The sequence below is a fragment of the Acinetobacter sp. YH12095 genome, assembly GCF_013419245.1.
GTDB classification, from domain to species: domain Bacteria; phylum Pseudomonadota; class Gammaproteobacteria; order Pseudomonadales; family Moraxellaceae; genus Acinetobacter; species Acinetobacter towneri.
The window spans coordinates 21,156-35,842 of the sequence record NZ_VPAL01000004.1; the positions used below are offsets into that span (position 1 = coordinate 21,156).

Annotated in this window: 11 protein-coding genes; 10 read left to right on the forward strand and 1 reads right to left on the reverse strand. The window is 43.9% G+C overall.

What is annotated here, in order from left to right; all coding sequences use genetic code 11:
- From ftsI to FTU35_RS04525, 5 genes are all read left to right on the forward strand, one after another.
- Positions 1 to 1,824 (forward strand): penicillin-binding protein PBP3, encoded by a 1,824-nt coding sequence (ftsI, locus tag FTU35_RS04505; protein ID WP_180064525.1) that lies wholly within the window; start codon positions 1 to 3, stop codon positions 1,822 to 1,824.
- 10 nt (positions 1,825 to 1,834) lie between these two features.
- Positions 1,835 to 3,328: a UDP-N-acetylmuramoyl-L-alanyl-D-glutamate--2,6-diaminopimelate ligase gene (locus FTU35_RS04510; protein ID WP_179997198.1), complete on the forward strand. Its 1,494-nt coding sequence runs from the start codon at positions 1,835 to 1,837 to the stop codon at positions 3,326 to 3,328.
- A gap of 9 nt (positions 3,329 to 3,337) precedes the next feature.
- Positions 3,338 to 4,747, forward strand: a complete 1,410-nt coding sequence (gene murF / locus FTU35_RS04515; RefSeq protein WP_180064526.1) for a UDP-N-acetylmuramoyl-tripeptide--D-alanyl-D-alanine ligase — start codon at positions 3,338 to 3,340, stop codon at positions 4,745 to 4,747.
- A complete protein-coding gene (mraY, locus tag FTU35_RS04520) occupies positions 4,748 to 5,866 on the forward strand; it encodes a phospho-N-acetylmuramoyl-pentapeptide-transferase (RefSeq protein WP_019836136.1) in 1,119 nt (372 codons plus the stop codon).
- 71 nt (positions 5,867 to 5,937) lie between these two features.
- Positions 5,938 to 6,741 carry a putative RNA methyltransferase gene (locus tag FTU35_RS04525; protein WP_180064527.1) on the forward strand — a complete coding sequence of 268 codons (804 nt, stop codon included), beginning with the start codon at positions 5,938 to 5,940 and terminating at the stop codon, positions 6,739 to 6,741.
- Between the two features lie 104 nt (positions 6,742 to 6,845).
- On the opposite strand, the gene ponA is transcribed toward FTU35_RS04525, so the two are convergent.
- Entirely contained in the window at positions 6,846 to 9,398 is a 2,553-nt protein-coding gene (gene ponA, locus FTU35_RS04530) for a penicillin-binding protein PBP1a (protein ID WP_180064528.1), read from the reverse strand.
- 169 nt (positions 9,399 to 9,567) lie between these two features.
- On the opposite strand from ponA, the gene FTU35_RS04535 reads away from it, so the two are divergent.
- Genes FTU35_RS04535 through pilQ form a run of 5 tightly spaced genes read left to right on the forward strand, consistent with a single transcriptional unit; the run spans position 9,568 to position 14,676 of the window.
- On the forward strand, positions 9,568 to 10,626 hold the full coding sequence (locus FTU35_RS04535; RefSeq protein ID WP_004974460.1) for a pilus assembly protein PilM: 1,059 nt from the start codon (positions 9,568 to 9,570) through the stop codon (positions 10,624 to 10,626).
- On the forward strand, positions 10,626 to 11,261 hold the full coding sequence (locus tag FTU35_RS04540; protein WP_180064529.1) for a PilN domain-containing protein: 636 nt from the start codon (positions 10,626 to 10,628) through the stop codon (positions 11,259 to 11,261). The genes FTU35_RS04535 and FTU35_RS04540 overlap by 1 nt, the downstream gene beginning before the upstream one ends.
- Positions 11,258 to 11,965 carry a type 4a pilus biogenesis protein PilO gene (locus tag FTU35_RS04545; protein ID WP_004974463.1) on the forward strand — a complete coding sequence of 236 codons (708 nt, stop codon included), beginning with the start codon at positions 11,258 to 11,260 and terminating at the stop codon, positions 11,963 to 11,965. The genes FTU35_RS04540 and FTU35_RS04545 overlap by 4 nt, the downstream gene beginning before the upstream one ends.
- A complete protein-coding gene (locus FTU35_RS04550; protein WP_179997195.1) occupies positions 11,965 to 12,489 on the forward strand; it encodes a pilus assembly protein PilP in 525 nt (174 codons plus the stop codon). Before FTU35_RS04545 ends, FTU35_RS04550 begins: the two co-directional genes overlap by 1 nt.
- 15 nt (positions 12,490 to 12,504) lie before the next feature.
- On the forward strand, positions 12,505 to 14,676 hold the full coding sequence (pilQ, locus tag FTU35_RS04555) for a type IV pilus secretin PilQ family protein (RefSeq protein WP_180064530.1): 2,172 nt from the start codon (positions 12,505 to 12,507) through the stop codon (positions 14,674 to 14,676).
- The last annotated feature ends 11 nt before the right edge of the window (positions 14,677 to 14,687 follow it).

The window sequence follows — 14,687 nt, forward strand, 5'->3', positions numbered from 1 at the left end:
ATGGTCGATACGCGTAAAAAGCAAACCCGAAAGAAACAGCAATCGGTAACTGGAAAAAATGCCATTCATGTAGAAATGTGGCGTTTTTACTTAATGTGGGCTGTGGTACTGCTGGTGTTCGTGGCACTGGTGGGACGTGCTTTTTATGTGCAAATTGTGAACCATGACTTTTTACAAAACAAAGCCAATGCCAATATTTTAAGAACAGAAAAGCTCAAAGCTATGCGCGGGGTGATTTATGATCGCCACGGTGTGCCTTTGGCAATTAGTACCCCTGTAATGAAAGTGGTGATTGATCCACGTGATTATTTTGACAATAAAAAACTGTTTGAAGAAATTACAGCCGAGTTGGAAAAAAATCCGACCAGTCGTAAATTGCAGCGTCAATTGCCAGATAAAAACTTGAATTTAGATGAACTTGCCGATGCAGTTGGGATGGATCGCCAAGAACTGAAAAATAAAATGAACGAGCGTCCGCGTTCACGTTATTTGGTTTTACAAAAAGAAGTGCCGCCGCAACAGGCAGAGCTGATTCTAAAACGTAATTTCCAAGGGGTATATACCGAGAAAAACTATAAGCGTTATTACCCGCAGCCACAGCCGAATGCACAAATTATTGGTTTGACCAATAGTGAAGGCACAGGCATTGAAGGCTTGGAAATGCAGCTAAATACCCGCTTGGCAGGCGTGGATGGCGAACAGCAAATCGTGCGCGATAAAAAGGGTAACCGTGTCAAAGACCCAGAAGTGGTGAGAGAGGTTGAACCGGGCGAAAATATTACCCTGAGTATCGACTCACGTTTGCAATACATTATGTATCGTGAATTGACTGCAGCAGGGGTGGCAAATAATGCCCGTTCAGCCACAGCAATTGCGGTAGATGTGAAAACGGGTGAAATTTTGGCGATGACCAGTTGGCCGTCGTATAACCCGAATGACAAAAAAAGTTTGTCCAATAAAGATGCCATGCGTAACCGTGGTGCGGTGGATTCTTTTGAACCGGGTTCGACCATGAAGCCTATGACGGTGGCAATGGCACTAGAAAGTGGCAAATATTCACCGAATACCGTGGTCAATTTAAGTGGTGGTTCAATGCGGGTGGGTAATCATACCATTCGTGATACTCACAATTATGGCTCACTGACTTTGGCGGGAATCATCCAAAAATCGTCAAACGTGGGTGTGGCGAAAATTGCCTTATCTTTACCGTATGCGACCTTGCCGACTTTTTATAAGCGTTTAGGGTTTGGTGCGCGTTCTGCAGTGAAATTTCCGGGTGAAAGTGCAGGTTTAATTTTGCCGCCAAGCAAGTGGAATGTGTCGGAAGTGGCGACCATGTCTTATGGTTATGGTTTGAACGCCACTGTGCTGCAATTGGCAGATGCCTATGCCATGCTTGCCAATAAAGGCGTAAAAATGCCGCTGAGTTTATACAAATTAGAAGAACAGCCTAAAGGCGAACAAATTGTTGATGCTAAAATTGCCGATCAAGTTCTACTGATGATGGAAGCCGTAACGTTACCCGGTGGTACGGCACGTCAAGCCAATATTCCAGGCTATCGGGTTGCAGGTAAAACGGGAACAGCGCATAAACTTCGTGCAGACCGCAAAGGCTATTCACAGACTGAATATCGTGCCTTGTTTGCTGGGGTTGCGCCAGTCAGTGATCCGCGTTTAGCCATGGTGGTCGTGGTGGAAAATCCAACAGGACAGTATTATGGTGGTTTGGTGGCAGCGCCTGTATTTGCTCGTGTGATGCAAGAATCTTTACGTTTATTGAACGTACCTTTAGATAAACCTTTAGAAACTCCCAACATCCAATAACAGGTGACGCATGTCTATCAGCTTTCAACATATTTATCGCAGTTCCCGCGTTGCAGATTGGATGATACAAGACTTTCAGGGCTTTCAACTTGACAGCCGCCATGTGACAGCAGGGCAAATTTTTATTGCCCTGACCAGTTTGTCGCAGCCTGAAAAAACCGCACAATTTGCACAAGCAGCTTTAGATCAAGGTGCTTTGGCGGTGATTTCGGAAACTGAACTGGCAGTTGCCAATAATTTGGTGGTGCCAGATGTGCGTCAGCGCATGGGACAGTGGCAAAAACAATATTTACAAGCACGACAGCCTGTACCTTTAGCGCGTATGCTTGCAGTCACGGGCACCAATGGTAAAACCACGATTTCCCGCTTAATTGCTGAGTTGTTAATGTTACAAGCCCAACGCTGTGCGGTAATGGGCACCACAGGCAACGGAATTTTGCCTAATTTGGAAGCTTCAACACATACCACTTTAGATGCCTTGCAACTGCAAAATGCTTTATACAGCTATGCACAACAGGGGGCAAAATTTGCCGCAATTGAAGCCAGTTCACATGGTTTGGAGCAAGGGCGCTTAAATGGCTGCGATATTGAAATTGCGGTATATAGCAACCTGAGCCGTGATCATTTGGATTATCACGGTACTTTAGAGGCGTATGCTGCAGCCAAAGCCATGCTGTTTCAGTTTGCCAGTTTAAAAGTTGCAATTGTCAATTTAGATGATGAATATGCTGGGATCATGTTGCAAGCGGCGCAACAGAACCCTGCGCAACCGAAAATTTTGACTTATTCCACGCAGCAAGCGGCAGACTATCAAGTACAGCAGATTGAATACAGTCTGAATGGTGTACGTTTCCATCTACAAACTGCTACGGCAGAATATGTGGTGCAAAGTCCGTTGCTCGGACATTTTAATGTTGAAAACTTGGTCGCGAGTTTAATCGCAGCAGAGCAAGCAGGTTTTGCATTACAGGATTTAATACACACGACTGCACAACTTAAAGGCGCACCGGGGCGTATGCAAGTGTTGCGTGATGCAGAGCGTTTATTTGTGGTGGATTATGCACACACGCCAGATGCCCTAATTCAAGTGTTGCAAACCTTAAAACGCCATGTTAGCGCACAGCTTTGGGCGGTGTTTGGCTGCGGTGGAGATCGGGATCGTGGTAAACGCCCACTGATGACCCAAGCGGCATTGGACTATGCCAATGTTGTGCTTTTGACTTCTGATAACCCGCGTACAGAAGATCCTTTGCAAATTTTTGCCGATATGCAGACAGGTGTCGATTTGTCGGTGGCACAGAGCCATGAAATTCATGATCGTCGTGAAGCGATTAAATATGCAGTCAAACATGCACAGTCAGGCGATATTGTCTTGATTGCAGGCAAAGGTCATGAAAACTATCAAGAAATAGATGGGGTAAGACACTGGTTTGACGATGTGGTTGAAGTGCAATCTGCGATAGATGCACAGCATTGTTCACCTTCTGCTTATCCTGCCCAATAAGGAATTTGTATGCACACTTCCACCACCAGTACCGCAATTTTAGAACCTTGGACTGCCGAACAACTCAAACAGGCAACACAGGGTTATTGGTTCAATGGGCAAGCACCGCAAGGCGAGATTAAACGTATTTTAACCGATTCACGCCATGCTGAAGCAGGCGATGCCTTTTTGGCTTTAAAAGGTGAGCGTTTTGATGCGCATGATTTTGTGGCACAAGTAGCGACTCAGGGCTGTTCTATGGCAATTGTCAGCCAGCCTGTCGATGCAGATATTTGCCAATTGGTCGTGCCTGATACCCGTTTAGCCTTAGGACACTTAGGCGCATTTCGTCGTCAGCAACATCCACACTTAAAAGTGATTGCATTAACAGGCAGTAGCGGCAAAACCACCACCAAGGAAATGCTCGATAGTATTTTGTCACGTTTGGCACCGACTTTAATTACCCGTGGCAACCTGAATAATGACTTGGGTGTGCCGATGATGTTATTGGAGTTGAATGCTAGCCATCAATACGCAGTGATGGAATTGGGCGCCAGTCATCAAGGTGAAATCGATTACACCTCAAACTTGGTACAGCCGCAGGTGGCAGGCATTATCAATATTGGTACTGCGCATTTAGGTGAGTTTGGTGGACGTGAGGGCATTTGTCGGGCCAAATCTGAAATTTATGCACATATTGCCCCACAAGGCACGGCGATTGTCCCTGCTGCCGATGATTTTGCCGAACAGATTCAGCAAGCGGTTCAGTCAGAACAGCGTCTAAGTTTTGGTGCAGGCGGTGATGTGTTTGCGACAGACATTCAGTTGCAGCCACAATCGGCAAGTTTTTGTTTAAATACCGCGCAAGGTGTGCGTCAGATTCATTTGCCATTTGCGGGTGAGCACAATGTACAAAATGCTACGGCTGCTGCCGCTTTTGCACTGGCAATTGGTGTAAGTTTAGATGATATTGTCGCAGGCTTGGAACAGGCACAAGGGGCAAAAGGTCGTTTGAACTTTATTCAGCAAGGCACACATTTATTCATTGATGACACCTATAATGCCAATCCAACCTCTATGCGTGCTGCAGGCGAAGTCCTTGCACAGCAAACAGGTGTGCGGGTTATGGTAATCGGTGATATTGGCGAACTGGGCAATAGCGCAGCACAACAGCACTATATGTTGGGGCGTGATTTGGTGTCTATTCGTGGCATCAACTTTGTGGTGGCAGTTGGTGAATTTGCACCAGCGACCCAAGAAGGTGCACGTAGTACCCAATATGGAAAAAAATTACAGGCTTTTGTCACTCAAGAACAAGCCTTGCCGTTTTTAATTGATCTGGTAAAAACACATCAACCTCAGTCCATGAGTTTCCTATTTAAAGGTTCTCGTTATACCCATATGGAAACGTTGATGGCTGCATTGATGGAGAAAATTTAAATGCTGTTATGGTTATTTGAGCAGCTGGCGGGCTATAACAGCTCGTTTCAGGTGGTTCGTTATTTAACATTACGTTCATTACTGAGTGTATTGACTGCGCTTGGCATCGGTTTGGTGCTAGGCCCTGTGATGATTCGTAAACTGCAAGCATTAAAATACGGTCAGGCAGTCAGCTCTTATGCACCTGAAGGGCATGCCAAAAAAATGGGTACGCCAACCATGGGCGGGGTATTAATCCTGCTTTCCATTGGTATTTCGACCCTATTATGGGCAGATTTATCTAACCCTTACGTCTGGATTGTACTGGCGGTCATGGTCATTTTTGGCGCTGTAGGCTGGGCAGATGACTGGATTAAAATTCGCTACAAAGACAATGCGGGTTTGCCTGCGCGTAAAAAATTCTTCTGGACTTCGGTAGCATCATTGGGTGCGGGTATTGCGTTGTATGTGATTGCAACCCAACAGCCAAATCCTGCACAAACCGCAGATATGTTGGATGTGTTGATTCCATTCTTTAAAGATTTCAGCATTCCATTGTCTTTGATTCCACTCGGTATTGGCTTCATTATCTTTACCTATTTGGTAATTAACGGTGCCTCAAATGCGGTGAACCTGACTGATGGTTTAGATGGCTTGGCAATTATGCCAATCGTATTAGTTGCAGCAGGTTTGGGCGTATTTGCCTACTTGGCGGGGGATGTTCGTTTTGCCGATTATCTGCATATCCCTTATGTGAAATATGCGTCTGAGTTGGTGGTGATTTGTGCCGCGATGATTGGAGCAGGCTTGGCCTTCCTGTGGTATAACGCGCATCCAGCACAAGTCTTTATGGGCGATGTCGGTGCACTGTCTTTAGGGGCAATGCTGGGTACGATTGCCGTCATGGTACGTCAGGAAATCGTGTTTGCGATTATGGGTGGGGTGTTTGTAGTTGAAGCGATTTCGGTATTCCTGCAAATTGGTTCACTACGTATGCGCAATAAACGGGTATTCTTAATGGCGCCGTTGCATCACCACTATGAAAAGAAAGGCTGGCGTGAAACTCAAGTGGTGATTCGCTTCTGGATTATCACAATTATGCTGGTGGTTTTAGGTTTAATGACTTTAAAATTACGTTAAGCCTATCCAACCGAAAATTTTAAAAGTCGGCACTCGCCGACTTTTTTATGTGGTTCACTCTGGAGAAAATGATGAATTTGCTGATGTGTCCTGTGTGTCGTCAGGTATTGCAACTGCATGATCGAACGTGGCGTTGTGCCAGCAATCACAGCTATGATGTTGCGAAACAAGGCTACGTCAATTTGCATGTGGTGCAGCATAAGCACAGTAAAAATCCGGGGGATACACCTGCTTCGGTGCAGGCACGTCGTGCATTTTTAAGTGCAGGGCATTATGCGCCCTTGCAACAGGCAGTGGTGCAAAAAATTCGCACCTTACGCATCGAAAATTTGTTGGATATTGGCTGTGGTGAAGGCTATTACACCGCTGCCATGCAAGGCGAAGTGTTGCAGTGTGTCGGGGTGGATATTGCCAAGAATGCCGTACAAGTGGCGGCGAAACTGAATCCCGCAGTGACTTGGGTGGTGGGGACAGGGGCAACTTTGCCTGTTTTAGAACATTGTATTGATTTATGTACCAGCTTGTTTAGCCCAATTCCACAACAGGAAATTTTGCGGGTTTTAAAACCACAAGGCTATTTGTTGGTAGTAACGCCTGCGCCTGAGCATTTATTGGCGATGCGTCAAGCGTTGTTCGAAGAGGTAAAGCCACATGAACCCGAAAAATTTATCACCCAATTACAAACTACTTTTGATTTGATTGATGCCAGCGTGGTGGAAACACCATTACAGCTCAATCAAAGCGATTTAATTCATTTAATTGCTATGACACCTTATGCCTATAAAGCCAAAGCAGAGCGCCGTCAGGCATTGGAACAGCGAACCCAGTTTGACGTGACAGCACAGCATCAAATTTATCTGTTTCAGAAAAAATAAGTTTGAGTGCTTCTGTAAAATTCATACTTTTGCAAAAACTGAATGCCCATAAAAAAATCCCTCATTTTTGTAAATGAGGGATTTTTCTGACTGCTTATCTGCGTTTATAAGACTTCGTCAATTAAGTTTTCTAATGCATCGGGAGCAAGTTTGGGGGCCGCATTAGGTTTGGCAGAGCTGTTGTTTGGCGCTTGCATGGCAGGCGGTGCAGCATTGTCAGGAATTAACACTTCCTCGCCTGGTAAGTCGTCAAAATCACGCTCAGGCGCGCGTACTGGTGCTGCAGGTGCAGGTCGATACAATGGTCGTGCCAATGGCGGTGAAGCACGATAATCCTGCTGTTGTTCTGCGCTCATTTGATTGAGTTCACGCTGTGGCGCTTTGGCTTTGCTGTCCAAACTGACCCATGCTTCAGGTGTGCCTTTAAGTGCATTGCCCATAAAGTCTGTCCAAATTGGCAGCGCTGCAACCCCCCCATATTCACGACGTCCTAAAGTTGTTGGTTGGTCAAAGCCCACCCAAGCCACAGTCACCAGTTTGCCGTTGAAACCTGCGAACCAAGCGTCTTTTGCATCGTTGGTGGTTCCTGTTTTACCGCCAATATCACCACGACCAATTCTGAGCGCAGCACGTCCAGTACCATGTTGAATTACGTCACGTAAAATATTGGACATATCATACGCCGAGCTAGATTTTAAAATACGTTGTGCCTGTTTGTACTGACTACGCTCTGCCAATAAGTTCGGATATTGTTCAGCTTGTGCCAGTTTTTTATTGGTCACTTCAATCACTTCATCATCTGGTGTGGTGGCTTCGGCGCTTTCAGTCGTTTGTTCTTTGGCATTAATACAAGCAATACACGCATATTCAGGATTGGCTTGATAAATCACCTTGCCATAAGCATCTTCAATACGGTTAATGAAGTGCGGTTGAATACGGTAACCACCGTTGGCAAAAGTGGCATAGCCCGTTGCCATTTGAATAGGCAAAACTTGTGGTGTACCCAATGCAATGGTGTAGTTACGTGGAATCTGATCTTCCTGCAAACCAAAATCCATGAATAGTTGGCGGGTACGCTCAATACCGACTTCTTGTAATAAGCGTACCGAAACCGTGTTACGAGATAAATAGAGAGCACGACGTAACGGAATCATGCCTAAATGGCGACCATCGGAGTTACGTGGTGACCATTTACCAATGGTGATTGGACTGTCATTGACCATGGTGTGTGGCGTCATACCACGCTCTAAAGCCAGAGCATACACAAAAGGTTTGATGGTGGAACCCGGTTGACGCCAACCTTGTAAAGTACGGTTGAACTTAGATTGATAGAAGTTGTATCCACCGACCAACGCTTCAATGGCGCCATTATTCGGGTTAATTGCGACCAATTGACCTTGCACTTTCGGTACTTGTACCAATGACCAAGCGGTTTTATTTTCATTTGGACGTAAACGGACAATATCTTTGACTTTTACAATCTGTGCCGCACGACTTGGCGCATTGCCTACACTGTTGGCATTGCGATAGGGGCGCGCCCAAGACATACCTGACCATGGTACAGTAACTGTTGTGCCATCTTGCATTAACGCTTCAAAAGAATTATTCAGCACTTTGCTGACTTGCGCAGGGTAGGTGTTGGCATAAGCACGAAACTCATTCAGCGGTTTGTCGTGTGCCTCTGCACCACGCCAGCCGTGGCGACGGTCATAGGCTTCTAAGCCTTCTTGTACCGCCTGTTCTGCGTACATTTGACGTTTGCTGTCTACCGTGGTGTAAACTTTATAGCCCGAATCAACCGCTTGTTCACCAAATTTACTGACCAGTTCAGCACGCACCATTTCACCAATATACGGATGTTTATTGCTGATGCTGCGGTCTGGCATATCTAAATTAATCGGTTCAGCAATGGCTTTTTGGTATTCATTTTGGTTGATATAGCCCAGTTGCAGCATACGTCCCAAAATCCAGTTGCGACGCTCCAAAGCACGCTCAGGATTTACCACGGGATTGTAGCGCGAAGGTGCTTTAGGTAAGCCTGCAATCATCGCCATTTGTGCAATCGACAGTTCTTCTAGGCTTTTGTTGTAATAAATTTTGGCAGCTGCCGCGATGCCATAGGCATTTTTACCCAAAAAGATTTTATTGACGTATAAGGTCAAAATTTCTTCTTTGCTCAGGTTTTGTTCAATTTTACGCGCTAAAAAGATTTCGGTGAGTTTACGCTTTAAAGTGCGATCAGGGCTGAGATAATAGTTTTTTGCCACTTGCATAGTAATGGTCGAGCCGCCAGTTTGCACATTGGAGCCTGTTACCGCCTCGCTCACCGCGCGCCCCAAGCCTTTGAAGCTAATCCCACTGTGTTCAAAAAAAGCAGAATCTTCGGCTGCTAAGAACGCAAAAATGAATTTTTCAGGAATATGTTCATAATCGACAGGCACAGAAAGCTTGCCGCCATACTCGGCAATTAGCTCATTATCGGCACTATAAACCTGTAATGGTTTTAATAATGGCGCTTTTTTTAAGGTGGTCATTTCTGGCAAAGATGGGGCAATATAGAGATACATGCCATAGAAACCCATCGGTACTGCGACCAAAATTATAATTATGATCAAAAAAAATGGATGAACACGACCCGAACAAGATAGCTTTTTCATAACAAGTGCGTTTTAATAAGCGCTAATAGCAAACTAATTGCTGGTCAGTATAGCGAGTAGATTTACGGATTGTTAGATGAATTATTGTATCCGTAAAAAATTATAGACCAGCGCGGATTAGTAGGTTAAATTTTTTTGGGGATAAAAAAATAATAGGAATGGTACTATTGTGCGTAGGTTATATCGTAAGCCAAGTAAGGGGTTAATAGGTGTAGATATTAGTTCTACTTCTGTTAAGTTATTAGAACTCTCTGTTAAGAATGGTAGATACTGGGTCGAGAGCTATGCGCTGGTCCCACTTCCAGAAGGCAGTGTGGTTGAAAAAAACATTCTCAATCCAGAAGCAGTCGGGGATGCGCTTGAACGTGCATTGAACTTAGCAAACACGCAATCTACATCTGCAGCATTAGCAATTCCAACCTCAATGGTGATTACCAAAATCATTGAAATGGATGCAGATATGACTAGCGATGAGCGTGAAGTTCAAATTCGTATGGACGCCGAGCAATATATTCCATTCCCATTAGATGAAGTCAGCCTAGACTTTGAAGTCCAACCAGACCGTTTAGCCAATCCAAACCGAGTCAATGTGTTACTGGTTGCAACACGTTTAGAAAACGTAGAAGCACGAGTAGAAGCATTGGAGTTGGGCGGCTTGACAGCCAAAATTGCCGATGTCGAAAGTTTTGCCATCGAAAATGCCTTTAAAGTGTTCTCCGATACCCTGCCAATGGGTGTGAACACCATTGGTATTTTGGATATTGGTCATACCATGACCACCTTGTCGGTACTGCAAAATAACAAAATTATTTATACCCGCGAGCAAACCTTTGGCGGTAAGCAGCTGACACAAGAAATTCAAAACCGTTATGGTTTGTCGTATGAAGAAGCAGGACGTGCGAAAAAAAGCCGTACTTTGCCAGATGATTACGACGTTGAGGTGTTAGAACCGTTCTTAGAAGCGGTGGTGCAACAAGCCGCACGTTCATTGCAGTTCTTTTTCTCATCTTCACAATTTAACGAAATTGATCACATTTTATTGGCAGGGGGGAATGCCAATATTCCAGGTCTTGCGAAGTTGTTGCAGCAAAAACTGGGCTACCGTGTGACCATTGCCAATCCATTCTTACAAATGGGCTTCTCTCCACAAATCGACATTAAAAGAATTGAAAGTGATGCGCCGTCATTGATGGTGGCATGTGGTTTAGCAATGAGGAGTTTTGATTAATGGCAAAGATTAACTTACTCCCTTGGCGCGATGAGCTAAGAGAAAAACGTAAAAAAGAATTTATTGTATTTTGTATTGCAGCGGCTGCTGTTGGGGTGTTATTGGTGGCTTTGGCGTGGTTCTTCTACAACGCGAAGTTACAAGATCAAGAACAAGCCAATCAATTGGTGATCAGTGCCAACCAAAACCTAGATGTACAATTAAAATCTTTAGAAGGCTTGCAAGAACAGCGTAATGCTATTGTTGAGCGCATGAAGCTTATTCAGGGCTTACAAAGTCAGCGTCCAATTGCCGTGCGTTTGGTGGATGAATTGGTGCGTGTGACACCAAGCAATATGTACTTAACCAAAGTGAGTCGTACAGGCAATAAATTCACTTTTGAAGGCAAGGCTGAAAGTCCAAATACTGTGGCTGAATTCTTGCGTAATTTGGAAGCATCGCCGTGGTATCGCAATGCATTTATGAATTCATTCTTAGCCAAAGAAGAAAATAAAGATAAAGCACCAAGCTCTGTGGTTCCTCGTGTAGAGGAAAGTTACGGTACTTTTGTAGTAACTTCAGATTTAGAAGAAATTGCAATTCCAGTAACACCAACAGAATCTAATTCAACATCAGCAGCGGGGGCAGCACAATGAGTCTCGATGAATTTGATGAAGTAAATCAGGATGCTGCTGTTGCTCCGAAAAAGAAAATGACAGTTGAAAAGTTTTTTCAACAGTTCAATACCCTAGATCCTAACAATTATGGTGCTTGGCCACTTTCGGTCAAAATTACCTGCTGGATTTTTATTATTTTCCTGATTCTAGCTTTAGGTTACTTTGTCGTAATCAAGCCAAAGTTAGATGCCATTGCAGCAGCACATACACAAGAACAAAACTTGTTAAATGAGTTCCGTGAAAAAGATTCTAAATTGCGTAATTTGCAGCAATACCAAGCGCAATTGCAAGAAATGGAAGCGAACTTTAACCAACAACTTGAACAATTGCCAAAAGAAACTGAAATTCCAGGTTTAGTTGAAGATATTAACGTGACAGGCGTGAATTCAGGTTTGAAGTTTAAAAACATTCGTTTAGAGAATGAGATTAAACAAGAGTTCTTTATTGAACAGCCAATTTCAATTGAAGCGACAGGCGATTATCATGCCTTTGGTTCATTCGTAAGCGGTACAGCAGCATTGCCACGTATTGTGACCATGCACGACTTTGAAATTGTGGCGACTGAAAATAAAGACAAGAAAACCGATATTCCGCAAGTGACCTATAAAGCACAAGCAAAAACTTATCGTTATGTCGGCAGTGCAGATGCACAAACCGCGGGTAATGCTGGAGGAGCGAAATAATGAAAATTGAAAAGCTTTCGTTGGCTCTGATGGCGACTTTGTTGATGGTGGGGTGTGATTCACGGATTGATGCAGTCAATGCACAAATGGCTGAAATTCGTAATCAGCCACCACTACCCATTGAACCTGCACCTGTGTTTGAGCCTGCACCAACCTTTAACTATGCAGCACACCAGCTCAAAAGCCCATTTATGCCAAGTTCATTGGCGGCAGAGCTTAAAATTATGGCAGGGAAGCGCGTTTATCCGAACCTTGCTCGCCAGTTACAACCACTGGAAAATTACGCACTTGAGTCACTGACTATGAAAGGCAGTATGCGTCAAAATGGTCAAATTTTGGCATTGATTCAAACACCTGATGGTGAAATTGAGCGTATCCAGCGTGGTAGCTATATGGGGGTAAATCATGGTCGTGTGGTGAATATTACACCTACACAAATTGATTTAATCGAAATTATTCCAGATGGTCGTGAAGGTTATGTAGAACGTCCAAGAAGTTTAGTTTTAATTGGGCCTGCGCCATAAATTAAAGGAATAAAAATGAATAACAGTGTGAAAGATTTTATTTTTGGGGATGGTAATACAATGAACAATTTGTTCCGTCAGTTTTCAATGGGCGCAGTCGCAATGGCAGTGATGCAAGTTGCCAATGCCCAAGTCAGCATTACCAACATCGTACCCATGCAAATTCCGGGACAGGGCACCGAAATTCGTGTCATGTTTAATGGTTTGCCGCCACAGCCAGCGGCATATCAGTTGGAACAACCTGCGCGTTTGATTCTAGACTTTGATAAAGCACAACAAACGCTGAAACAAAACAGTATTGCAGTGGCGACCAAAGAAGCGAGTTCTGTAGAGGTCAGCTCAGATGCGCAGCGTTCACGTTTAACTGTGAACTTGGCCGATGCGGGCGCATTTACCACGCGTGTTGAAGGCAACACCTTTATTTTAAAAATCAACTCAACAACGGCAACCCCTGTGGCTGCCGTGACTGCTCAACGTAGCGCACAAGGCGTATCCAATATTGGTTTCCAGCGTGGCGGTGAAGGTGAAGGTCAGGTGGTGATTGATCTACTGGGTAGCAATACTCCTGTAGATGTGCAGCAGCAAGGCAGCAAAATTGTGGTACGTACTTTAGGCAATAAAGTACCTGCACATTTAGCACGTCGTTTAAATGTAAATGACTTTGCAACACCTGTATCGACCATTGATGCACACAATGATGGCAGCAATGGCGTGATTACTATTCAAGCTGCAGGCAGCTATGAATATATGGCATATCAGGCAGAAGACAAGCTAACCATCAGCTTAAAACGCCCTGTCGATAAAAACCCGTTTAAACCACGTGCAGCTCAAAGCTATACAGGCAAAAAGATTTCACTAGATTTCCAAGACATCGAAGTGCGTCGTGTATTGCAGTTATTGGCCGATTTTACAGGCATTAATATGGTGGCGGCAGACACCGTGCAAGGCAACATTACCTTACGTTTAAAAGATGTACCTTGGGATCAGGCGTTAGACATTATCCTGAAAACCAAAAACTTGGATAAGCGTCGTAATGGTAACGTGATTTGGATTGCACCTGTTTCTGAATTGATTAAAGCCGAAGAAGAAGAAGCCAAAGCGATTGCGCAAAGCGTGAAACTGGCACCACTTCAAACTGAATATATTCAATTGAATTATGCCAAAGCGGCAGACATTGAAAAGTTGATTACTGAAGGCAAAAATGCTTCAAATTCACGTACTGGTTCAAATACCAATACAGGTACTGATCCATTAGGCGATAGCGTTGGTAGCTTGCTAAGCCCACGCGGGACTGTTTCAGTAGATCCACGGACCAATACCTTAATCATTAACGATACATCAGCAAAAATTGATCAGATTCGTCAAATGATTGATTTACTTGATGTATCTGTGAAGCAGGTGATGATTGAAGCACGTATTGTTGAAGCAACTACTGGTATTACCAAAGATATGGGGGTGAAGTGGGGCATCTTGTCACAAGGGATTACCAATAATAATCACTTGTTGGTGGGTGGTAGCGATACGACCTTGTGGAACTTGCGTGAACCAGAAAAAGATGATGATAGGGGGGGCTGGAAGTATGAAATTGAACGTCCTCAAAACCTGAATGTGGATTTGGGGGCAAGTGTTGATAGTGCAGCTCGTATAGCATTCGGTTTGATTAGTTTATCTGATTTTATGCTGGATCTAGAGCTATCTGCGCTAGAGGCAGATGGTCAAGCAGAGGTTGTATCTACTCCAAAAGTATTAACAGCAGACAAAAAACAAGCAGTTATTACATATGGGGAAGATATCCCATATCAAACAGTTAGCCAAGATGGTACTCAAACAACAATGTTTAGTGCAAACTTAAAGTTGGATGTAACCCCAAATATTACTCCTGATGGTAAGGTTGCCATGGAGTTGGTTGTGAATAATGATACTTTAGGTGCATTAACTGCCGCGGGTTATAGAATTAACCGTAATGAGGTTAAAACAAATGTTTTAGTTGATAATGGTGAAACTATAGTTTTAGGTGGTATTTATAAAGAATCTAAATCTAAGGCTGAGAAAAAAGTGCCTTTCTTAGGTGATATTCCTTATTTAGGTAATTTATTTAAAAATACCAGTCGTAATAATCAAAAAGCTGAATTGCTAATTTTTATTACACCACGAATTGTTAATGACAGTGTTTCAAGAAATCATTAATATATTTTCAA

What these genes read in the sequence shown, in the direction of transcription:
- pilQ (WP_180064530.1), top strand. Translation starts at nt 12,505, where the DNA reads ATGAATAACAGTGTGAAAGATTTTATTTTTGGGGATGGTAATACAATG.
- ftsI (WP_180064525.1), top strand. Translation starts at nt 1, where the DNA reads ATGGTCGATACGCGTAAAAAGCAAACCCGAAAGAAACAGCAATCGGTA.
- FTU35_RS04540 (WP_180064529.1), top strand. Translation starts at nt 10,626, where the DNA reads ATGGCAAAGATTAACTTACTCCCTTGGCGCGATGAGCTAAGAGAAAAA.
- FTU35_RS04550 (WP_179997195.1), top strand. Translation starts at nt 11,965, where the DNA reads ATGAAAATTGAAAAGCTTTCGTTGGCTCTGATGGCGACTTTGTTGATG.
- ponA (WP_180064528.1), bottom strand. Translation starts at nt 9,398, where the DNA reads ATGAAAAAGCTATCTTGTTCGGGTCGTGTTCATCCATTTTTTTTGATC.
- FTU35_RS04510 (WP_179997198.1), top strand. Translation starts at nt 1,835, where the DNA reads ATGTCTATCAGCTTTCAACATATTTATCGCAGTTCCCGCGTTGCAGAT.
- FTU35_RS04525 (WP_180064527.1), top strand. Translation starts at nt 5,938, where the DNA reads ATGAATTTGCTGATGTGTCCTGTGTGTCGTCAGGTATTGCAACTGCAT.
- murF (WP_180064526.1), top strand. Translation starts at nt 3,338, where the DNA reads ATGCACACTTCCACCACCAGTACCGCAATTTTAGAACCTTGGACTGCC.
- FTU35_RS04545 (WP_004974463.1), top strand. Translation starts at nt 11,258, where the DNA reads ATGAGTCTCGATGAATTTGATGAAGTAAATCAGGATGCTGCTGTTGCT.
- mraY (WP_019836136.1), top strand. Translation starts at nt 4,748, where the DNA reads ATGCTGTTATGGTTATTTGAGCAGCTGGCGGGCTATAACAGCTCGTTT.